The 20,128-nt window shown below is 69.9% G+C and carries 20 protein-coding genes and 1 pseudogene; 12 read left to right on the top strand and 9 right to left on the bottom strand.

Translation table 11 applies throughout. The features are described from left to right. Window positions 1–46 precede the first annotated feature (46 nt). Window positions 47–1,636 (bottom strand): hypothetical protein, encoded by a 1,590-nt coding sequence (locus tag ACFV57_RS25825; RefSeq protein ID WP_385236883.1) that lies wholly within the window; start codon window positions 1,634–1,636, stop codon window positions 47–49. Window positions 1,637–2,174: 538 nt separating this feature from the next. Between ACFV57_RS25825 and ACFV57_RS25820 the strand changes: the two genes are divergently transcribed. From ACFV57_RS25820 to ACFV57_RS25800, 5 genes are all read left to right on the top strand, one after another. Further along, on the top strand, window positions 2,175–2,717 hold the full coding sequence (locus ACFV57_RS25820) for a hypothetical protein (RefSeq protein ID WP_385236879.1): 543 nt from the start codon (window positions 2,175–2,177) through the stop codon (window positions 2,715–2,717). A gap of 278 nt (window positions 2,718–2,995) precedes the next feature. Then, window positions 2,996–3,661: a nitroreductase gene (locus ACFV57_RS25815; protein ID WP_385236876.1), complete on the top strand. Its 666-nt coding sequence runs from the start codon at window positions 2,996–2,998 to the stop codon at window positions 3,659–3,661. Between the two features lie 110 nt (window positions 3,662–3,771). Next, window positions 3,772–4,113 carry a DUF5713 family protein gene (locus tag ACFV57_RS25810; protein WP_385236873.1) on the top strand — a complete coding sequence of 114 codons (342 nt, stop codon included), beginning with the start codon at window positions 3,772–3,774 and terminating at the stop codon, window positions 4,111–4,113. Between the two features lie 314 nt (window positions 4,114–4,427). Beyond that, window positions 4,428–5,078 carry a LysE family translocator gene (locus ACFV57_RS25805; protein WP_385236870.1) on the top strand — a complete coding sequence of 217 codons (651 nt, stop codon included), beginning with the start codon at window positions 4,428–4,430 and terminating at the stop codon, window positions 5,076–5,078. A 497-nt stretch (window positions 5,079–5,575) separates the two neighbouring features. Further along, on the top strand, window positions 5,576–5,848 hold the full coding sequence (locus ACFV57_RS25800; RefSeq protein ID WP_385236867.1) for a hypothetical protein: 273 nt from the start codon (window positions 5,576–5,578) through the stop codon (window positions 5,846–5,848). A gap of 238 nt (window positions 5,849–6,086) precedes the next feature. Here the strand turns inward: ACFV57_RS25800 and ACFV57_RS25795 are convergent, their stop codons facing one another. Together ACFV57_RS25795 and ACFV57_RS25790 are read right to left on the bottom strand one after the other, a co-directional pair. Next, entirely contained in the window at window positions 6,087–6,221 is a 135-nt protein-coding gene (locus ACFV57_RS25795) for a hypothetical protein (RefSeq protein ID WP_385236865.1), read from the bottom strand. Between the two features lie 170 nt (window positions 6,222–6,391). Beyond that, entirely contained in the window at window positions 6,392–7,651 is a 1,260-nt protein-coding gene (locus tag ACFV57_RS25790) for an MFS transporter (RefSeq protein ID WP_385236862.1), read from the bottom strand. 100 nt (window positions 7,652–7,751) lie between these two features. Between ACFV57_RS25790 and ACFV57_RS25785 the strand changes: the two genes are divergently transcribed. After that, entirely contained in the window at window positions 7,752–8,840 is a 1,089-nt protein-coding gene (locus tag ACFV57_RS25785) for a DUF5937 family protein (RefSeq protein ID WP_385236859.1), read from the top strand. A gap of 367 nt (window positions 8,841–9,207) precedes the next feature. Beyond that, entirely contained in the window at window positions 9,208–10,152 is a 945-nt protein-coding gene (locus tag ACFV57_RS25780) for a ribosome-inactivating family protein (protein WP_385236856.1), read from the top strand. A gap of 193 nt (window positions 10,153–10,345) precedes the next feature. Here the strand turns inward: ACFV57_RS25780 and ACFV57_RS25775 are convergent, their stop codons facing one another. Then, window positions 10,346–11,389, bottom strand: coding sequence for a hypothetical protein (locus ACFV57_RS25775; protein ID WP_385236853.1), 1,044 nt, complete (start codon window positions 11,387–11,389; stop codon window positions 10,346–10,348). Window positions 11,390–12,064: 675 nt separating this feature from the next. Here ACFV57_RS25775 and ACFV57_RS25770 point away from each other — a divergent pair. Continuing rightward, window positions 12,065–12,931 carry a phosphotransferase family protein gene (locus tag ACFV57_RS25770; RefSeq protein WP_385236850.1) on the top strand — a complete coding sequence of 289 codons (867 nt, stop codon included), beginning with the start codon at window positions 12,065–12,067 and terminating at the stop codon, window positions 12,929–12,931. Window positions 12,932–12,939: 8 nt separating this feature from the next. On the opposite strand, the gene ACFV57_RS25765 is transcribed toward ACFV57_RS25770, so the two are convergent. Continuing rightward, entirely contained in the window at window positions 12,940–13,164 is a 225-nt protein-coding gene (locus tag ACFV57_RS25765) for a hypothetical protein (RefSeq protein WP_385236847.1), read from the bottom strand. A gap of 425 nt (window positions 13,165–13,589) precedes the next feature. Between ACFV57_RS25765 and ACFV57_RS25760 the strand changes: the two genes are divergently transcribed. Continuing rightward, window positions 13,590–14,012: a VOC family protein gene (locus tag ACFV57_RS25760; protein WP_385236845.1), complete on the top strand. Its 423-nt coding sequence runs from the start codon at window positions 13,590–13,592 to the stop codon at window positions 14,010–14,012. Window positions 14,013–14,060: 48 nt separating this feature from the next. On the opposite strand, the gene ACFV57_RS25755 is transcribed toward ACFV57_RS25760, so the two are convergent. The 4 genes and pseudogenes from ACFV57_RS25755 to ACFV57_RS25740 form a co-directional block, all read right to left on the bottom strand. Continuing rightward, window positions 14,061–14,474: a helicase associated domain-containing protein gene (locus tag ACFV57_RS25755; RefSeq protein WP_385236842.1), complete on the bottom strand. Its 414-nt coding sequence runs from the start codon at window positions 14,472–14,474 to the stop codon at window positions 14,061–14,063. Next, window positions 14,471–15,151, bottom strand: coding sequence for a helicase associated domain-containing protein (locus ACFV57_RS25750; RefSeq protein WP_385236839.1), 681 nt, complete (start codon window positions 15,149–15,151; stop codon window positions 14,471–14,473). The genes ACFV57_RS25755 and ACFV57_RS25750 overlap by 4 nt, the downstream gene beginning before the upstream one ends. Before the next feature lie 324 nt (window positions 15,152–15,475). After that, window positions 15,476–16,171, bottom strand: a pseudogene (locus ACFV57_RS25745) (transposase); the annotation flags it as partial. An 884-nt stretch (window positions 16,172–17,055) separates the two neighbouring features. After that, window positions 17,056–18,000, bottom strand: a complete 945-nt coding sequence (locus ACFV57_RS25740) for a ribosome-inactivating family protein (RefSeq protein WP_385236836.1) — start codon at window positions 17,998–18,000, stop codon at window positions 17,056–17,058. A gap of 991 nt (window positions 18,001–18,991) precedes the next feature. Here ACFV57_RS25740 and ACFV57_RS25735 point away from each other — a divergent pair. The 3 genes from ACFV57_RS25735 (at window position 18,992) to ACFV57_RS25725 (ending at window position 19,898) form a co-directional block, all read left to right on the top strand. Continuing rightward, complete coding sequence (locus ACFV57_RS25735; protein ID WP_385236833.1) at window positions 18,992–19,159, top strand: hypothetical protein; 168 nt, start codon at window positions 18,992–18,994, stop codon at window positions 19,157–19,159. Between the two features lie 18 nt (window positions 19,160–19,177). Continuing rightward, entirely contained in the window at window positions 19,178–19,597 is a 420-nt protein-coding gene (locus ACFV57_RS25730) for a DUF6207 family protein (RefSeq protein ID WP_385237171.1), read from the top strand. 85 nt (window positions 19,598–19,682) lie between these two features. Beyond that, window positions 19,683–19,898, top strand: coding sequence for a hypothetical protein (locus ACFV57_RS25725; protein WP_385236830.1), 216 nt, complete (start codon window positions 19,683–19,685; stop codon window positions 19,896–19,898). Window positions 19,899–20,128 lie beyond the last annotated feature (230 nt).

The following is a 20,128-nucleotide window of genomic DNA, read 5'->3' as shown; positions in this document are numbered from 1 at the left end:
CCCCGGAAGCCGACGCCGTACGGCGGGCGATGCGGTGAAGTCCGTTCTACAGCAGTCCGCCCAGCGGCCGGACCCGTTCGGCGAGCCGACCGCGCAGGCAGCCTGCGGTGGTGTCGGCCTCGGTGAGCCAGTCGGCGCCGACCAGCAACCCGGCGTGCTCGGGGATCTGGTCGGGGTGCAGGGCGCAGAAGGCGGCGGCCCGGTCCAGGTCCAGGCCGTCGTCCTCGGCGCTTCCGAGGCGGCCGTCGGGGCGGGTGTGGGCGGCGGTGTACAGGGCCAGGAGCCGGGTCGGGGCGCCCAGTTTCTTCTTGCGGATCTTTCGGTCACCCAGCACCTTCTGGGCCCAGCCGGAGAGCCGTGAGCGGGTGATCTTGCCGAAGGCGAACGGGCGGGGCTGCGCGGGCAGCAGCGCGGGAACGGTGAACGCGGTGGCGTCCTCGGGCCGGGAGGCCAGCGCCTCGGCGACGGTGCCGGGCAGGCGCAGCCAGTCGGCCGCGACGAGCCGTTCCAGCACCGGCTCGGCGTCGTCGTGCAGCCAGCCGGTGAGGTCCTGGCCGGTGACGTTGCCGATGCCGTCCCGCGCGGCCCGCAGGGCGAGCATGAGTACCGTCAGGTGCACCTCGGCCTGCCGGTGCGGGGCGTGGACGGCGGTGTAGTCCAGCACGGTGCGGGCGTGCCCGGCCTGTGCGCGGGTCAGCAGCCGTTCCACCGCCGGCCCGCCGTCGGCCGTGCCGCCGCGGTTCTGGTGCATCTCGCGGGTGGTCCGCGCGGCCTGCTCGGCGCGCTGGGCTTCGTGGCGCAGGGAGTCGTCGTCGCTCACGTCGGCCCACAGTCCGAAGGCGCGGGCCTTGCGTTCGTGGAGATCGGCCAGGAGGGCGAGGTCGGCCTCGGCACGCCGCTGGTAGGCGCGGAACGCGTCCCCGAGCTCGATGAGCTCGACCCGTAGGACGTCGGGTTCCAGATCGTGCGGCACGGTCCGCTGCGCGATCTTTCCCCACCGCTTCGTCTTCCGGGGCGCCGCACGTGGTGAGGCGGCGCGGGCCGGGGGGACCGTCGCCGGCCTGGCGGTGGCTGGGGAGGGCGAATCCACCGTGGGGGAGGGGCCGTGGTCGGAGAAAACCGCCGCCATATCGCCCGCCCCCGGGCCGCCTACAGGCTCCTGCTGTGCGGCCGGCCTGCCGGGGGCCGATGCCGGCGCTGTGTCCAGGACACGGCAGCCGGGCGTGGCGGCCGCGCAACGCGCGCACATCTCGGCGATCCGCCACAGCCGTCCGGCCCGGTCCGCGGACACCGCCAGGACCACCGGGCCGCCGCACCGCGCCGCCACCGGCCGTGTCCCGCTCCGGCGTCCGGCATCGGGGTTGGGGGTGTGCCATGCGCAGTCGGCGGCGCGGCAGGCGCACCACGCCCCGCCACGCGGCCCGCCGCCCTCCCGGATGCGAGCCAGGTGCAGGTTGACGTGGCCGACCGCGGCTTTGCGCCCCGCGACGGCGCCGTCGGGGAAACGCTGGTCGTCGCAGGCGGGGCGGGAACAGGAGAGCCTCACCGCGCCGGCGGAAGGGCGGCCGTACGGGGCCAGGCGCACCGTCCACACCCGCCCCGCGGCGTACTCCACCTGCTGTGTGCCGTCCTCCATGACCATGTGTGTACTCCCCGCATTGCCTGATCCGTTGATCCGTTACTTCGGGCGGTCCTCATCATCGGGGATACCGATCACCCATCTGCTGAAGAACGAAAGTCCGGGCCCCGTGTTGCTCACACATGAAACTGGTGTGCCTATACCACCGCCCCGTCCCGGTCGCCAGGCCCGCTCCTCCTCACCCCTCACCTTGGCTGCGTAGGTTTCAAACGACCAGTCGACGATGCCCGGCGCAAGACCGCCCTCATGCCTCATGCCTCATGCACACCGTCATCCGGCTGCGTCCGCTGCCGGCCCGCAACGCCGTGCACGGCGCCGCGAGCGCCGTGGCGTACAAGGACGCCGCGCGCGAGGGCATCGCCCGCCGTACGACACCCTGATCGGCCTTGCCCGGGCCATCGACGGCCTGGCCGGCCGGATGGGATGGCTTCGCATCAGCTGCTCATTCGGCGCATCGAATATGCCGCCCGGCCCGGACCAACTCGCCTTCGGCACAGCACCCGTCCCCTTATGCACGTTGTCCTAGGGTTGCCGCATGCTGCATGACATCGACGGGCCGCAATGGGCCGACAACCCCCGACTGAACTCCTGGCTGGCAGTCCAGCGCGCTGCCTTTCCCATATGGTGCAAGGACCTGGGCGGCGAATGGGACTTCAGCCTGGACTCGGTCGGCCACCTCGAAGACGCTCTCAAGAGCCGTTACGTCGACTGTTGCGAAGCAGACATCCATCGTGACGGCCCCTTTGCTGCGGTAGCCGCCTGGTACTTGGGCGAAGTTTTCGTACGCAACCTCGGTCTCGTCTGGCGGTGCGTCCCCGAGGAACCGCCCACACTGCCGCCCGCGGGCGGCTACCCAGTGGTGTACGCCGCCAGAGAGTCAATTCCGGCGGAGGCTCTCGATCGGCTCGACGCAGATGAGGCCATCGGCGGGGAGGACGACACCATTCCCTGGTGGCCTGTCATCGATCCGGCTGAAAAACTGCGAGCCACCTCCACAGGAGAAGTGGAATGGCACCTGCTCGACTTGGTGGCCAATTGCGAAGAATTCAACCACTGGTGTAGCTCCTTCGAGAACTGAGCCCTGCTGTGTCCCGCCGCAGCCGTCGGAGACGAGATTCGTGAGTGCGCGGCCTTGCCATCGCAGGTGTCGATCTGCCTCCTGGACCGCATGACGGAAGGGCACTTCCCCTGTCGCCATGTGCGCTGTCCGGCACGACCACACCGCTGCGCCCGCACGACGGCGAGGCCGTCGTGCGCATTCGGTCACATCTCCCCGCCGCCGAACGTCATCACCGTAAAGGACTCCGGCACCAGGTGGCCGGTGGGGCTGGAAGGCGACGCACGAGGGGGTTTGTCTTGGACGTCTACGAGGCAGTGGCGAGTCGGCGGGCGGTGCGCCGGTTCCGAGGAGAGCCCGTGCCCCGGGAAACACTGGAACGGATATTGTCCGCCGCGGCCCGATCACCATCCGGTTCGAATCTTCAGCCGTGGCACGTCTACGTGCTGACGGGTGAGCCGCTGGCGCAGCTGAAGAAGCGCACCGCCGAGCGGGTGGAGGCGGGCGACTCCGGGGACGAGCGGGAGTACCGGATGCACCCGCCCGAACTGAAGTCCCCGTACCGGGAGCGCCGATTCGCCGCCGCGGAACAGCGCTACTCCGCGCTCGGAATCCCCCGCGAGGACAGACGGTCGCGTGCCGCGGCCGTCGCCGCCAACTGGGACTGCTTCGGCGCGCCCGCGGCCCTGTTCTGCTACATCGACCGCGACATGGGACCGGCCCAATGGGCCGACCTCGGCATGTACCTGCAGACCGTCATGCTGCTGCTCCGAGCCGAGGGGCTGCACAGCTGCCCCCAGATGGCGTGGTCGGTGTACCGCCGGACCGTCACGGAAGCCGTGTCGCCCCCGCCAGAGCTGATCCTTTTCTGCGGCATGTCCCTCGGGTTCGAGGCTCCCGAGGCCCGCCACGACCGCATCGACCGGGCACCGCTCGCCGAGACGGTCACCTTCATCGGCGGCTAGGCCCGCTGCGTCATCGCTGATGACGACGGCTCTGGCAGCCAGAGGCGACGTCCTTGTCAGTGGTGCCGTGCATGATCGGCATGCCGGTTCTTCTACGGGTACGGAGTGCTATGCCGATCACAAACCACCAGATATCAGGGCACGCGTTTCTGCGGCAGCTGTACGAGGATGCGTACTTCCCGGATCACATCGTCGACAAGGGCAAGGCGATACTTCTGCGCATGTGTGAGCGGATCGAGGCCGAGCAGCCGTCGGACCTGCCGGCTCTGTATGCGCTCAGCCAGGCCGCGACGGAGGAGTTCAACCTCCTGGAGGCAGAGTTCGCAGCAGCCGGCAGCGACATCGAGACGGTGGCACGAGAGGGGATCGCTGAGGACTTCTGGTTCGTCGCGTCGGCCTACGGGTTCACGGACGTGGACGTAGAAGAGCTGATCGCGACCCGCGACTGGTGAGCGACCACCGAAAGTGGTCGCTGGTCAAGTGGAATAGGCGTGGTCACCTGGCGTTGGCTGCGGAGGCGGACCGGACCGAGGCCGGTGCCCGGCCCCATCCGCACGCGCGGGGTTCCCCAGCCCGGCCCCTGAGAGGCGGCGGACGTGACGTCGAGGCTCGGCGGAGGACGCTGGGGTGCGGGCCTGTGCCGAGGCGGTGGCTGCGGTCGGCTGGCGGCGTGTTCCCGGGCGGCGGCCTGCGCTTCGGTGGCGATGCCGTGGTCGGTTGGGCTGCTAGGTTGCGTCCAGGCGAACGTGTGTACGGAGGGAATGCTGTGATCGGGCTGGGAGCAATAGCGGGGATCGCGGTGGTGGAGCTGGGCATGGTGCTCACACCGGGTCCGAATATGATTTACCTGGTTTCCCGCTCGATCGCCCAGGGCCGCCGGGCGGGACTGGTCTCGCTGGCCGGTGTTGCCCTCGGCTTCCTGGTTTACCTCTTCGCGGTGTCTGCCGGTATCGCTACCGTCTTCGCGCTGGTGCCGGAAATCTACCTGGCGGTCAAGCTGGCCGGCGCCGGCTATCTGCTCTGGCTGGCCTGGAAGGCTGTCCGGCCGGGCGGCAGGTCCCCGGTCGAACCCCAGGAGTTGGCGCAGGACAGCCCCCGCAAACTGTTTCTGATGGGTTTGCTGACCTGCCTGCTCAATCCGAAGGTGGCAATCCTCTACATCTCGCTGCTGCCGCAGTTCGTCGACCCGGAGCGCGGCCATGTCGGCCTGCAGGGGCTGCTGCTGGGGCTGACCCAGATCGCGGTCGGGGTCGCGGGCAACGCGTTTTTCATCGTGACGGCCGGTTCCGTTGCCGGATTCTTCGCCCGACACCCGCTCTGGCAGCGTCTGCACCGCTATGTGATGGGCACGGCCCTGGCGGGCTTTGCCGTCAAGATCGCCACCGAACGGACGAGCGCGGCGGTCGCCCTGCGTTGACGGCGCTGTGCAAGCCGATGCGACGGTCTTCGCCCGCATCGGTACGGCGGCCGGATTCTGGGCCGCGGACGAAGGACGACTCGGCCTGGCAGGCCCCTGCGGCCGGTGCTTTACCGCGGTCCGGGGCGGCGGCCGGGACGCGCCGCTGCTGGTGTCCGGACGGCACTTTTGATCCTTGGCGTCGCCGACGGGCTGGCGCGCGTCCGTGTGACCGGGGGCGAGGGGCCGTGCTGCGCAAAGTCGTCTGGGGCCCGCGGCCGTCGCTGTGGAGGGGACCGAAGTCGCGGGCGTCACAGCGGGACCTGCTCGGGTTACTCGATTCGATCTGCTCACTCGCCCCTTTCCGATGCGAGTGAGCACTGACAGACCGGGCGGCGGTCGTGGCGGTTGGTTCGTCGCCACCCGGAGTGCGTTCCCCCCCGCCGCCGGATGGGCAGCTCGTCGGCTCATCGGGGCGCTGACCCGCCCGGTCCTTGGTGCATGACGGCGGCCTCGGCTTGTCCGAGCTGCTCCAGTGCCCAATGAGCCCACCGCTGTTGCGCCTGGCACTGCTTGATCCCGTACTCGATGGCCAGTCGGCCGAACCGCAGGGGAGCGCGGGGGTGCGCTTCGGTATCGGCGGCGTCGGCGAGGGCTCGCAGCTCGGCTGCGACTTGGTCGGCCTGTACGCCGCCCTTGTGGTCGAGGGTGATGCCGTAGCGCTCGTTGCCGGGTCGGCCGTGCTGCCGCCCACCAGCGAGCGCTTTCGAGGCCGTCGTAGGCAGTCCTGAGAGCGGCCTCGGGGATCATCGGTACGGCGGGCCCTCGGCAAAAACGATCATGACTCGGGGGCCTTCGAAACCGAGGCGGTGCGCTTGCCGCGACATGTGCCGGGCCGTCACCCTCCGACTGCGTGCAGCGCTACGGGGATGGAGAAGCACCTGGATCCGGGCGCGCTCAATACCCCGATGCGCTGCGAGCGCCGTCCGCCGCTGCCCGCTCCCGCCACTCACCGGATGACAGGCCAGGTCACACGGGTGAGGTCGGGACGATGAGGACCGCGTCGGCGAGCGCCGCGGCGGGCTGGGTGATCGTGACGGCCACGCAGGACGCCCCGGCCTTGTGCGCCGCCGCGATGCCGACCTGGGCGTCCTCGAAGACCACCGCGTTTTCGGGGCGAGTGGAGTAGTGGAGCCGGTGGAACGGACGCCCGCCGAGCCCGGCTCAGTGCCGCACAGCTGCTGCACCCACGCAGCACGGCAAGGCAAGACGCGGCGAGGCACGGCACGGTAAGAACCGCGTCCCGCTCGCCGGTCCAGCGGCGGTCGCCGAGCTCACAAGCCTGCTCGCCCCCGGAACCGGGAACCGCCGACCCGCGCCCCTCCTATCCGCGTTCCTGCTTCATCCCTGGTGGCTACGGCGGAGGCGGACAGGAGTGTCGCGGCCGTGAGGCTGCCCCAGAGGGCGGCCGGGCCGAGTGGTGCGAGAGCAGTGATGACGGCTGGCGAGACGGCTAGGCCGAAGCCCGAGGAGAGCTGGAAGCGGGCGAGGGCTCGTCCCAGGGCGCGGTCCGGGGCGAGTGCGGTGGCCAGTGCGGTGGCGCTGCCGGCGTAGATGATCTCGCCGAGCGTGCAGATTACGGACACCGCGGCGACGGCCGGGGCGGCCCAGCCGTGTCCCAGTGAGGCGGCTGCGAGGAAGCCGAGGTAGGACGTGGCCAGCACCACGCCGGAGAGCGCCAGCACGGTCCGCCTGGCGAAGCGGGACAGCAGGACGGTGACCGGCACCTGCAGGGTGACGACCAGCACCGTGTTGGCCACGAAGATGGCCGCCGGCCACACCGGAGATGCGTGCAACTGTGTCACCAGGATCAAAGGGAGCGCGATCTCGGGGACGTTGAGGCAGAAGACGTAGACCACGTTGGCGGCCAGCAGCCCAAGCATCCGTGACGGACTCTCCCCGTCCCCGTCCTTGGCCGGGGCGGCTCCCGCCGGATGTGCGTGTATGCGGACCGACCATGCCAGGGCGGCTGCGGCAAGGTAGGCGAGCGCGGTGACCGCTGCCAGCGCCCGCAGTGCGGTGGTGCCGCCGGCCAGGCATACGGTGGCCAGGAGGGCTCCGACGCCCAGGGCGGCGTTGCGCAGGGCGTGGGCCGCTGCCAGGGCGGTATCGCGTTCTCGGCCGTGGGCGACCGTGGCCACGAGCGCGGCGTGGGCCGCAGGCCATGCCTGGTTGCCGACGCCGAGCAGGAGTGCCGCCGTCGCGAAGAGCCAGATGTGCCCCGCCGGGGCGGCCAGCAGCAGTGCTACGCCCAGCACCCGCACCAGCATCGACGCCGCCACGACCGTGCTGCGCGCGCCGCGGTCCAGCCATCGGCCCACCGCGGGCATGCACACCAGGCCGGCAGCCATGCCGGCGGCCATGGCGGTGCCGGTGGCCGGCGCGGACAGGCTCAGGACCGTCACGCCGTAGAGCAGCAGGAAGGGCCGCAGCAGGCCGGTGCCCAGTGCGTCCACGGCCAGGGCGACGGCGTAGCGGGGGCCTCCTGAGGCGCGGACCAGGGCGCGTGGCCGGATTCGGGTGAGGGATGTCATGGCGCAGACGCTGCGGTCGGCCGCCCGGGCAAGCACGTCGGTTGATGAACATCGTCAATCGACGCCGCCGCCGGGTGGTCCGGAAGGTGATGATGGGGGGATGACGCTGAGGATCGACATCAGCGGCCTGCCGTCCGAGCGGGTGCGGTTTGCCGCCTCCCCGCTGGCCGAGCTGACCGCGATGCTGCACGTGCTGGCCGAACCCGGTCACCACCCGCAGTTCGCCGGCTGGGCCGCGGACGTCCGGGCCGAGCTGCGGCCGGAGCTGACCGAGCGGCTCGGTCAGGCGGAGTTCCTCTGGCGTGCCTCACAGGCCGACTTTCTGATCCCCGCGCGGCCCCGGCCGACCCTCGCCGAGGAACTGGACGACGTGGACCGGATCGACGACGAGAGATATGTGACCACCGCGCTCGTCACCACGTGCGGCAGCAACCGGACCCAGGCCTCCGGGGCGTCGCCGCTCACCGACACGACCGCGCGCGAGCGGGCCCTGGAGGTGGCCCAGGCCCGCGGCGCACAGCAGGAAGCCTTCGCCCAACGGCTGCTCGCGGACCCGGCCGCGGTGCGGGCGCAGGTGCGCCGCACCCTCGAAGAATGCGCCGAGGCCTTCTTCGACGCCGCCTGGACGGGCATCGCCGCGCAGCTCGCCACCGACCTGCGCCTGAAGAACGAACTGCTCAGGCGCCACGGCATCGGGGCAGCACTCGCCTCGGTCTCCGGCGCCGTCACCCTGGCACCGGACAGCGACTGCATCATCGTGGACAAGGTGCAGGACAAGACGACCGCCGCTCGCGATGCCGGAGTCGTCACCTTCATCCCCAGCGTCTTCGGCCGCCCCCACCTGGTGGCGGTCCACGCCCCCGGGTGGCATCCGGTACTGCAGTACCCGGTCGCCGAGCCGAGCCCGGCGGAGCCGGTCTCCTTGGAAACGGTCACCCTCCGGCTGGAGGCGCTCGCGCATCCGGTACGGCTGCGGCTGCTGCGCACCCTGGCCCGCGGCCCGCACACCACCGGCGAGCTGGCCCACGTCTGGGACCTGTCGACCCCGGAGGTCTCCCGCCACCTCACTGTCCTGCGCCGCGCGGGCCTGCTCACGGCCCGGCGGCAGGGGCGTTACATCCGCTACACCCTCAATCTGCCCGATCTGGCAGAGCTGGGCACCGACCTGCTGGCAGCCGTACTGCGCTGAGCAGCTTTTGTCCCTCGATCGCGGGCAGCCGCCATGGCTCTCGCCTCCGAAACGCTCGCGTTGCGCGCGTTCACATAGGGGCCCCTCGCCGAATCCCGCGTCACGGGAGAGCTCCAGGTGGTTCTGCGGCTCGGTCTGGCGCGCAGCCTGACCGGTCAGGGACGCCACGAAGAGGCTCTCACCGAGGTGGCGCATGCGAAGGAACTGCGCCGGAATCTGCCTGACGGGCCGGGCAATTCCGGGAGCGGCGCGGCCGGACTGATCGAGGCCACGGCCCTTCTGGGGCTGGGGCGCAAGAGCGAGGCCCGTGCCCGAGCCACGGCTGCCTACGACGCGGCCCGGGCCGCCTTCGGCTTTGGTGCATCCAGTGTCCACCGTGCGCCGCGTCGGCAGACGCCTTGGCGTGCTGCTTCTTGCCCTGCTCACCATGGGCGGGCTGCTGGACGCCAACGCCACACCGGCCGGCGCCACCACACCATCGACTTGGAACATCATTACCTGGACCATCGATGATTTGCAATACACAACACATACCCAGCTAGGTTCGCAAAATTACCGCAACCTCATCCAAAACATCCGTGGATTGGCGGCAGCCGAAGGGCGTCTCGGATCCGGGGCCAACAGTTATCATCTACAGGAAACCGAAGATCGGCCGGGCCGTTTCATCGAGGTTCAGGTCCTCGATCACGACGAACATACCCTGTCGCTGTACTTCCAGACGAGGGATATGTACCTCGTCGGTATAGCCGCCGGCAACGTCAGGTATCAGTGGGCCGACTCCGGTGACGAGTCCCCGTTGGCTCGGGCGTACCGGCAGAATTACCACGAGGCTGGGGGTTTCCGTACTATCGGGTACAGCGAGAATTACAACAACCTGACCTCCCGTCAGGCGCGTGAGGAATTCGTATACACGCTGTTGGAAATGTACCGTCGCTTGAACAGGCTCGCGGACATGACCCGGAGCAACGCGGACAGTCGCCGCACGGACTTCGCCTACGTCATCCAGGGCACTTCCGAAGCTGTCCGCTTCGACTGGATCCGCGATCGCATCTACCAAACGATCCGAGACGGAGTGTCCGAGCCGGACCCCGCCGGTGGCCGGTACAGCTGCCTCGGCAGCTATGGCGTGGATTTGACGCTCAACTGGTCGGCGCTGTCGGTCTTCGTCTACCACGCCTTGAGCAGCCTCCCGGTTTATATCGAGATCGCCGGCAACGCATATCGCACGCTCAGCGAGCTGCTGTATGGCCAACGCGACGTGCGTCCGGGGATCGGTGGCATCCTCACGGCAGTCAACCAAAAGGGCGCGTAACTCCAGCCAGCAGAGTGCCGGCGGCATGGCGTGCCGCAGCCTCGGCCAAGGCCGCGGCACGCCGGGGCAGGCGGGTCTGGCCAGATCCGCTCTCGCTTACGAAAGCAGCCTGCGGAGGGCTGACGCGCACAATCTCTCAGCGTTCGTGAGTGGATCGCTGCGATCCCGGCGCCGTACACACCCCGTCAGACGTTCACGATCGGCAGGCATCGTGGTATCTGCGCAGTCGGGGTATGCGAATGGCGGGCAGCCCGGCCAGGGTGGATGTGAAGGCGCGGTGGTGGGGCGTCAGCGGGCGCCAGGGGCGCGGCGGCAAGGGATAGTCGTCGCGCAGGACGCCGTCCGGGAGTATCCCCGTCATGGGCAGGGGCGAGGTCTCGTCCGGGTGGGCGAGGTACGCCCAGACGCCGCTGTCCAGTGGCACCACGGCCGTGTCGTCACCGGGTGGGCGCCAGGGCGTGCCGGTGAGGGGGTGGCAAGGGACGAGGAGGATGTCGGGGCGGGGCCGGGGGGTGCGGATTCCCGGGCCGGCCAGCCCCACGGTACGGGGATCGGGTCCGGCCGGCAGGTACTGGCCGACGGCGTGGCTGAGCAGTTCGGTGACGGGACCGGCGGGGAGAATCACGGGGCAATCCTCGGTGGCCGCCACGAGGTGGGCCAGCGCGACCCCGACCGCCGCCTCCCAGCGACGGCTCCACGTCCCGTCGGGTTCGACGGGTGGGACGCGGTGCTCGGCGCGCTCCAGCGCGTCCCAGTCGGGAGGCGGTCCGGCGGGGAGCCCCGAGGGGCGGCGTACGACCGCGTCGGGCTCCAGCCACACCGTCTGCCACAGTCCGCAGTCGTCCATGCGGGTCGCTACGGCCCGCTCGCACCCCTCGCACGCCAGGTTGGGGCCGGCCCGGCCGTCCACACCCCGGCAGTAGCCCTCGCACTTCTCGGGTATCAAGACCATGGACCGGGAGTCGCCGGGGGCGATGACGATCCTGTTGCGCGCGCCGAAGGAGACGGAGTACACCGGTGCGTACACGCCCTGCCGGGCAGCCGCGTCCTGGCCGACCTCCTCCCACAACCGCCACGGCGGCCCCGAGGGCCGTGGGTCGACGGCATACGTCGCAGGCTCCATCAGCGGGGGATGGAGCTCCTCCCAGCCCCCGTGATGGGTGTGGACCGGAAGGGCCACGCGGGACAGCGGCGCTGTCAGCTCGGTGCTGCACCCGGCATACGCGAACACGTCCAAACAAGCTCCCTCTCGCTCCGGTTCCCCAGGAATTGTGCTTCGCTTACGGCGAAGGGCCCACCGGATTATTGAGGGGGCCGGCGGGCCGCGCCTGCGTCGCCGCATCAAGCCGCCGCCGTCCGCATTACGTGTCGTGCACCGCGGCGGCCCAATGCGCAAGCTCTGACACGGCATCCGTGCGGGCGCTACCGCCGTTCCTCGAAGCGTCCCGCAGAAAGGCCATGCCAGGCTCAGGCCCGGCACCCGGCCTCGGCGGGCCCGTCCCCGGACGCGGCGAACCATGCGCACCGCATCGGCGCTCCTCGTCGGAAAGCAATCGGGGGCGGGCGGGTGCACGGTCGCGGTTACGGGATCCGGGGCGGGTCCGGGCAGCCAAGGCGGCGGTGGACAAACTGGACCGGGACGGCCGTACGCCGGACGCCGATGCCGGATGCACGCAGCTGGTCGGCGAGACTGGCCGGCGCCTGTCTGCACTTCACTCCTAAAAGGGCGGGAAGAGGTGCAGGCGCTGGAAACCTCGTTGCTCCCCGAAGGCGTCACCCGGATCATGTCGCCATGGGGAGACGACCAAGCGCAGAGAACACCGGAGTGCCTGCGGCTGCAGGCGTACGAGTGGAGTGGTGGGCTGTTCCCCACAGCGTGCGAAGCCGGGCCGAGGCACGCCTGGGGGCGCCCGTGGAGAGCGCCGTCACCCAGACCGGTGGCTTCTCGCCCGGGGTCGCTGCACGCGTGCGCCTCGTCGACGGGCGGCGGGTCTTCGTGAAGGCGGTGGGCCCTGAACCCAACCCTGAGGCCCCCGACCTCCACCGGGCCGAGGCGCGGATCACAGCGGCCTTGCCGACCGCTGCCCCGGTGCCGCCGCTGCTCATGGCCCTGGACCTCGAAGGCTGGGTCGTCTTGGCCTTCGAAGACGTGGACGGGAAGATGCCGGCCCAGCCATGGCAGCTGGACGAGTTCCATCGTGTCCTTGCGGCGGCTGCGGAGCTGTCCGTGCTGCTCGATCCCTCGCCGATCGAGGCACCAACGATTGCTGACCGGTTCGGCGAGAACTTCCAGGGCTGGCGTCGGCTTTCCGCTGCTTCTGCGGAGGGGGCGGACGACCTGGCCTGGCTCGATCCCTGGGCGCGACGTAATCTCGGACGTCTCGCCGACCGAGAAGCCGCCTGGATCGCAGCAGCAGCCGGTAGTGCCTTGATCCATGGTGATCTGCGCGCGGACAACGTTCTGCTGACCGACCATCACGTCATGGTTGTCGACTGGCCGTGGGCCGCGGTCGGAGCCCCGTGGTTCGACATCGTGGCGATGGGCCCGAGTGTGATCATGCAGGGCGCCCCGGACGCCATGAACCTTCTTGATCAGCATCTCTTCGCTCGTGGCGCCGACCCGGAAGAGGTCACCACCGTGCTCATCGCCATGGCCGGCTTTTTCCTTCACCATTCCGTCCAAGCGCCGCCGCCGGGGCTGCCGACAGTGCGGGCCTTTCAGCGCGCTCAGGGCGAAGCCGCACTCCTTTGGGTGCGCGAGCGGACACATTGGCGTTAAGGAGCTGTTCAGGATTCGTTTCTAGGTGAGGCCCGGGGCGGTGCCAACTCGGGCTGACAGAACTCGGATGTGGCGGGTGCCGCCTGCTGGGCGTCGATGGGAGGAAAAGGGAAGCCGGCCGCCTCGCCGGCGTGGGTGACGCCGACCCAGCAGCCGATCAGGGCAAGAAGGCGCTGGGCATCGACCGCATGAGACGAGGTGATCTGGCGCAATTCGAAGGAGCCGTTTTGCATCCCGGGAGTCTGGCACCAGCCACCGACAACAGCCCTGCGCCGACCGGGTGCTGGGTGCTGGGTGCCGCTCGGCTGAGGGCTGCAGGTGCGAGGCGGATAGTGCGCGGGTGCATCCGGATGCGTATGGGCTCGGGCTTGCTGGCCGCTTTCGCCGGGCCGGCACAGTGCGGTGAATTACGGGGCGGTCGCGGGGGCTGGGTAAGGCGGCGCACCATGAGGGTGATGAAGATCCAGGTCAGGTGGGCCTGGCCCTGGTCACCTTGATGAACCGTCGCATTACCCGGCGCCGGGGCCAGGCCCGCTGGACTGACGCATGGCCCGGGCCGACAGGCGGGCCGGCGTCGCCAGCTTCGCGATGACCCATCGGGCTCGCTCCACCAGCCGCGCCAGGACCGTTGGCCGGCCAGGTGAGGCATGATCAATGGATGGGACAGCACTTGGGGTTGGTGACCGTGGTCGTCCGCGACTATGACTCGGCCATTGCGTTCTATGCGAACGTGCTCGGTTTCGAAGTACGCGAGGATACCCGGCTCGGCGACGGGAAACGCTGGGTGGTGATCGCACCGCCGGGGGCGCAGACGGCGTTGCTCCTCGCACGGGCGGTCACCGCGGAACAGGAGAGCAGGATCGGGAACCAGACGGGCGGCCGAGTCGGCATGTTCCTGTACACCGACGACTTCAACAGCGATTACCAGCGCCTACGGGCGGCCGGGGTGCGATTCGAAGCACCCCCTCGCTGCGAGCCCTACGGCACCGTAGCGGTCTTCCAAGACCTGTACGGCAATCGCTGGGACCTTCTCCAACCCCGGAACGGCGACAACTCCGGCTCCACACACAACCAAAAATGACGACGGCCTTCAGCCTCGGGCCTGGGGAGAGGACGCCCAGGGCATCCATCACCCGAATGGGTGGCCGATGCGTCGCCACCTGCGAATCATGCGATGCCCTAGCCGAGCCAGTGGCCGATGCCATCTTGGCCGTCCTGGCCGTTCCAGATCACACTGAGCAGCCAGAACGGGGCCCAGAACGCCTCTCTCGCCCGGGGTGGCGCTGTCGTCTTCGACCAGGCGTCTCAGGAGGATGTAGCGGCGCTGCCAGTCGACGGGCCAGGCCGGGTTCCAGCCCGCATCGAGGGCTTCCAGGAGCCGGCGGCGTTCAGTGGCCCGTTCCTGGTTGGTTCCGAGGCCGCCGGTCTTGCGCAGGTTGGCCGGCCACTGCCCGACCGCCACGCCGTCGGCGACCGCGTCCTTCGGGGCGGCCAGCGTTCCGTGGACCGCGAAGTACGTCCGTGCCGCCGACAGGTTCTTCATGAACTTTGAGTCGGCGACCGACCAGACCATGCCGAGCTCGTCCAGCAGCTCGGTGCGCCAGGCTTGAGCGTCCCGGCCCGAAACGCCCTGCGCTGCTCGCTGATCCACGACCCCAGGGTGTAGAGGCGGTCGCCGTCTTCGCCGAGGGCGACGGTGCCGTCCAGCGGTACGTGCGCGGTGCCGTTCTCCTCCACCCAGATCCGCAGGGCGTTCAGTCCGGTCAGCCACACCTCCGAATCCGGCTGCAGTACCCGGGTGCGGAGGAAACTGGCGGTCACATCGGGGTTCTTCGGCAGCGAGAACCGCCACAACGGCGTCTGCGCCTTTCTCTCTTTCTCCTTCTTCTCCCGCTGTCCGTCGACGGCGGCTGCACCGCCCTCCAGGCCGCCGTCAGCATCCTCCTCCGGGACCGGAGCCGGGGCCTGCCCGCCAGCGGTTTCCGTCTCCGCGGAGTCCTGGCCCTCGCCGCCGACCGTGCTGCTGGTATCGAGGTCGCCTTCGCCTGCCCCGACGTCCGTGCTTCCGACGCTGTTCTCGTCGGCGTCAGCGTCGGCGTCGAGGCCCATGACGCTGGTGGTGCGGGTGGTGAGCAGCAGCCGCTGCGCGATGCGCTCGTCGTGGGCCCGCAGTCCTTGGAGGACGGCGACCAGGGGGCTGTAGGGGGCCGGCGCCGTCATGTCCTGATGGTCCGCAGGGGAGTGTCAGTTGGGCTTCTTCACCTGCGTGTCAGTGGCACAAGCCCAATGACCTGGAGGATGACCTGGAGGTTGGCACTGACACGTGGTGCTCATTTCCTACTGACACGACTGCCGGAAGAGCATGTCATTTTCGTGCAGACCGTTATGGCGGTTACTGGTTTTGTGCTGGTCGGAAGCGTCACGCCCCAGGGGGCGCGGCGATGCGTCTATCCATGGAGAAGACGCGGGTCCACTCGAGACGGTATGCAAAGAGGCCAGGGACGCCGGTGCACGCGTGTGCCGAGCCCTGTGCTTGTTCCTTTTCGGCAGCCGCAGCACGCGGTCCGAGCGCAGGCGCCCGACCAGCTCGACGGGCAGGTCGCGCAGGAGCCAGGCCAGCCGCATCACGTCGTAGCCCGCGTCCATCACGACCAGGACGTCCCGGTCGCCGTGCTGCCACTGGCCGGCTGCGATCAGCCGCTCGACCACGGCCCGCAGCTGGTCGGCGGTGACGGCCGCCGCGTCGTCGGTGGGCCCCAGCCGAACCGCGTCCAGGACCTGCGTCCACGAGGTGCGGTCCGGGGTGAGCGCGACGATGAACGAGTATGGCCAGCCCGGCACCACGTGGTCCGATGGGCGGCCGTTGCGGCCGTGGACCAGGCAGAACAGCCGATCCGGCGAGCAGGCGGCGTCCGGGCGCAGCCATGGAGACGCGTCGACGGCAAGCACGATCCGAGCGTCGAAGCGCGGCATCGGCAGGGAAACCAGCAGGTCACGCAGAGTTTCGGTGTCCAGGCGGCCGTGGTTCAAAGCGCGGTACAGAGAGCCGTAGCCTCGCTGATGTTCGGCGGGCAGCAACAGTTCGACCGGTGTCCGCGTCGGACCGTCCGCGCACAGCAGCGCGTCGGTCAGCTCGAAGAACGCATCAGCCCGCGCGGACAGGCACCCGTAGAAAGCCGTCCGGAAACGCGACAGTTCCGCGAGCGCCTCTCGTCCGCCGGCCCGCACCAGCACACTCATCCCGCGGCCTCCATCACGAACTTCCGTACCCGGGGACAGGCTTCAGGACCACGAGGAGGACGGACCGCCTACCCGGCAATCACTCCGGAGAGTCACCGAACGACCAGGTCCGTGGTTAAGGAACAAGATGACCGGGTGGTGGGCCGTCTGTGTTGTTGGTGGGTGTTGTGGGCCTGGCTGCTGTGGGCGGGGGCGGGGGCGGGGGCGTGGCCGGGTCTGCGGCCGGGTCTGCGGCTGGGCCGGTTGTACGCGCAGCGGGTGGGCGGACCGCTGGATGACTTGTTGCCTGGCAGGACCGGTTGGGCGGTGTAGGAGGTGGCCGCCGGGGCCGTGCTGGTGATGGGGATCGGGTGGTTCGGCGGTGGCAGGCGGGTGCTGTGCGGGGCCCGGCCGGGTGGTGCGGGCTGGTGGGGCGATGTGTCCTGATGGCCGTGCTGCTGTGCGGGGCTGGGGGTGGGGGTGGGGGTGGCCGCCGTGCGTGTTCTGCTGTCCGGAGGTGGTGCTGTGTACGCTGTCTCCACCTCCGGACGGCTTGTGCTGACAGGCGGGTGTGCGAGTTGTCGGCTGCCGGTGCGTACCGGGTGCGGGGTACACCGCGTGCGCCAGCACCGGGCGCTTGTCGCGCATCGCCTCCGGTGTGCGGGGCTTGTGCGTCTGTCCTCGTCGCAGGTTTTCTGTGTCTTCCTGCGTGGCGCGGTGCTCGGCGGCGGGCCCTGCGTTCCTGCGGGGCCGCTGTGCTGTCGGCCGGCCCTGTCGCCGCGGGCGTGTGGTCTTCAGCCCGCGGCGAAAGCCGTGTGAGCGGCCCGTGCACCTGGCCCGCACCCGCCTGTCTCGACGTGTTGCCGTTTTGGGCGTGCTATGCCGCTGATGCTGTGTCGGCTGGGTTACTTGGGTTTTTTGCTGCTTGCCGCAAGTATGCCGCCGATCCCGGGCATTTGGCCGTGGACGCCGTACAGGAGGCGCTGGAGACTGTCGTACACGTTGCCGGCAATGATGATGGTTGCCGGGAGGTTCGCCACGAGCTGGTAGACGAAGGTGGACAGTCTCGTCCAGTTGAGTGTCAAACCCACGCCATAGGTTCCGAGGTTCTGGTACCGGTTGCCGGCCGGGTCCGGCTCGGATTCTCCGTCCCGGATCGTCTGGAAGATGCGATCGCGGATCCAGTCGAAGCGGACAGCTTCGGAAGTGGCCTGGATGACGTAGGCGAAGTCTCTGCGGCGAGTGTCCGCGTTGCCCCGGGTCATATTACTGAGGCTTTCCAGCCTGTTGTAAAACGCCGACGGGTTGTATGCGAATTCGCCGCGCACCGCTTCGGAGGCCAGGTCCCTGTAATTTTCGCTGTACCCGACAGCATGGAAATTTCCGGCCTCCCTGTGATGCTGGCGGTACGCCTGGGCCAGCGCGCTGGTGTCGCCCTCGCCGTTCCACTGATACCTGGCGTTTCGAGTGGCTATACCGACGAGGTACATATCTCGCGTCTGGAAGTACAGTGACAGGATGCGGTTGCCGTCCTCGCGGACGATAACCTCGATGAATCGGTTAGGCTGGTTCTCGGTTTCCTGTAGGTGTTCGCTGTCTGCTCCGGAGCCAAGGTGCCGTTCGGCTGCTGCCAAACCGCGGATGTTATTGATGAGGTTGCGGTAACGCGACGCCCCTTGCTCGGTCGATGTCTGGTATCGCATATCGTCGATTTCCCACACGATTTCGGACCAGTTGCTGTGTGTTTCCGCGTGGGCCGGTGTGGCGTTGGCGTCCAGCAGCCCGCCCATGGTGAGCAGGGCAAGAAGCAGTACGCCAAGGCGTCTGCCGACGCGGCGCACGGTGGACACTGGATGCACGGAAGTTCTCCCTACGCTTCAGCGCGGAGCCCCCCAGCGGGGCCGCGCGAGGATGTGCCGGCAAGGCGTCAGCTTGCGATGCAGGCGAATGCCGGTGCCGCTGCCTTGCCCGTCGGTACCGGCCGCCCGAGTGCATCGGGCGGACATCACCGGCCGCCGAAGCGCAGGGCAGACCACGCCACGGCCACAGCGGACGTCCCTCACCCTGTCGTGCGGACCTAACGTTGATCTAACGTCGGCACCCAGGCACCACTCCGGCTCCGGCTCCGGCCGGCTGCACGGCCCGCCTCACCTTGCCGGCCGCCTGACGGAGCTGACAGTCCATCCCTCCCGCACGCGAACCCTCCTCCATTCCTTGTACGGCCGGGCGGCATCGTGGTCGCCCGGTGAGGGCGTGCAGGGTGCGGCGCAGGCCAGGGCAGGCAAGCGGGGTGACCGGGCTGCTGACAAGCAGGCCCTTAAGTGCGTCGAGGGCGTGCCCGAGGCCCCCGGCGCCGAGTGCGGACGGATCGAGCGGATCATGCTTGCCGGGCATGCGGGCGTCCCGGCCGGCCGGGACTGCTGGGAGCGGGTGCTGCGCGTTGCCCAGGGGCTGGCCGCCGCGGTGGCGCGGGACGTGGCGGGCAGCGGTACGGGGAGGCCGCGACACCGTTCAGCACCTTCGCGGCGACCTGCCGGCGGATGATCCGCCACCGTGACGTCGCTGACGCTCTCGGCGACCAGGAGTACTGACCCCTGGTGTGGATGCCGGTGCCCGGGCTCTCGGGGTGCACCCGGGCGTCGGCCTCGGGACGCTGCTGCATCCCGCAGCAGTGCACCGCTGCAGGCTGCCTCGTGCGCGGGGCGGTGGGCCGTACGGCGGCAGGCGCTTGCGTCGGCCCGCGTGCGGATGCGCGCAGCCGGCGGTGGTCGCAGGGGGAGTGGTGGATGCTCTCCCGCTCCGGGCATCGTGCAGCCGCCGGCACCGGCCGGCGGGCGGCGCGTGCGTGTCGACGGCACCGTCCTGGGTCTCGCCTGCGGACCGCGCGACGTGATCGAGTTCCTGCGCCGGGCCGGTGCCGGCCCGGACCGGGTCGGCCTGCAGGGACCGGACATCGCATGGCGCGGCGGCGGCCCGGACGTCTGGGCCCCGCCCGGGATCACTGCGTAGGACCACGCCGGGCCGGGCCTGGCCGCTGTGGACGTGGTGGCCGGTGATGAGGGGACGGCGGCCGCGGCCGCGCGGGTGCTGTGCTCGCTGTGGTGGTCCAGTGGCCCCTCGCGGCTGTGGCGGGTGCCCGGCGAGGCCGGTGTCCGGGTCCGGCTCTTCGTGGGCGTCCGGCGGGCAGCGGGCGGTTCGTCCGCCCCCTGGCCCGGCTGTCGTGGTGCGGGGAGCGGACGTCCGGTGCGCGGCGGGCTGTCCGGCTGCGGCCGGGGCACGGCTGGTGTGTGCTGCTGTTCCCGCTTCCCGCTGCCCGCTGCCTGCCGACCCCGTTTCGTCGGTCGTGCTCCCGCCGGGCCGGGGACCACCGCTGCCGTCGGCGTCGTTTCGGGGCTTGCCCGGACGCTGTGGGCCAGGCGTGGTCCTGTGGGGCGTCCACGTGCTTGAGGGCGCTGCGGGCCTTAAGGATGCCGGCTTCGGACAGCGTGGGTCAGAAGTCAGGCGTGAGGATGGTGGTGGCCAGCTCCAGCCGGTGCTCCGGGAGCTTGGCTTCCTCGGCTTTCTCTTCGTCCGTCCAGCCGGGGCAGGCCCCGCGCTGCCGGTCCTGCCCGTAGCCGCTCTCCCGGCTGTTGTGGAAGGCCTCGTCGGGTTCGGGGGAGCAGGGGAGGCGCTCGTAGAGGGCGTGGAGGCCGGCGGTGGCCTGCTGAAGGGCGCGCTGGGCGGCGAGCAGATCGTCGGGAAGTCGTAGCTCACTTCCCGGAAGGGTGCTCCTGTGCGAATTCTGTGACGGGGCGGGTGGTCAGAAGGTGCCGGGCGGTGGCGGGGAGTTGGGGCTGGCCGGCGTCTGGGTCCAGGCGGTGGCGGGGGAGTTGGGGCTGGCCGGCGTCTGGGTCCGGGTGGTGGTGGGGTGTCGGGGGTGGTTTCGGTGAGGCGGGTGGCTGCGGTGTGCGGGTCGCGCGTTGGTGGGTGTAGTGCCTG

Source organism: Streptomyces sp. NPDC059788, assembly GCF_042732265.1.
Classification (GTDB): Bacteria; Actinomycetota; Actinomycetes; order Streptomycetales; family Streptomycetaceae; genus Streptomyces.
Note: the sequence above shows the minus strand (reverse complement) of the source record. Positions and strands in the feature narration are given on the sequence as shown.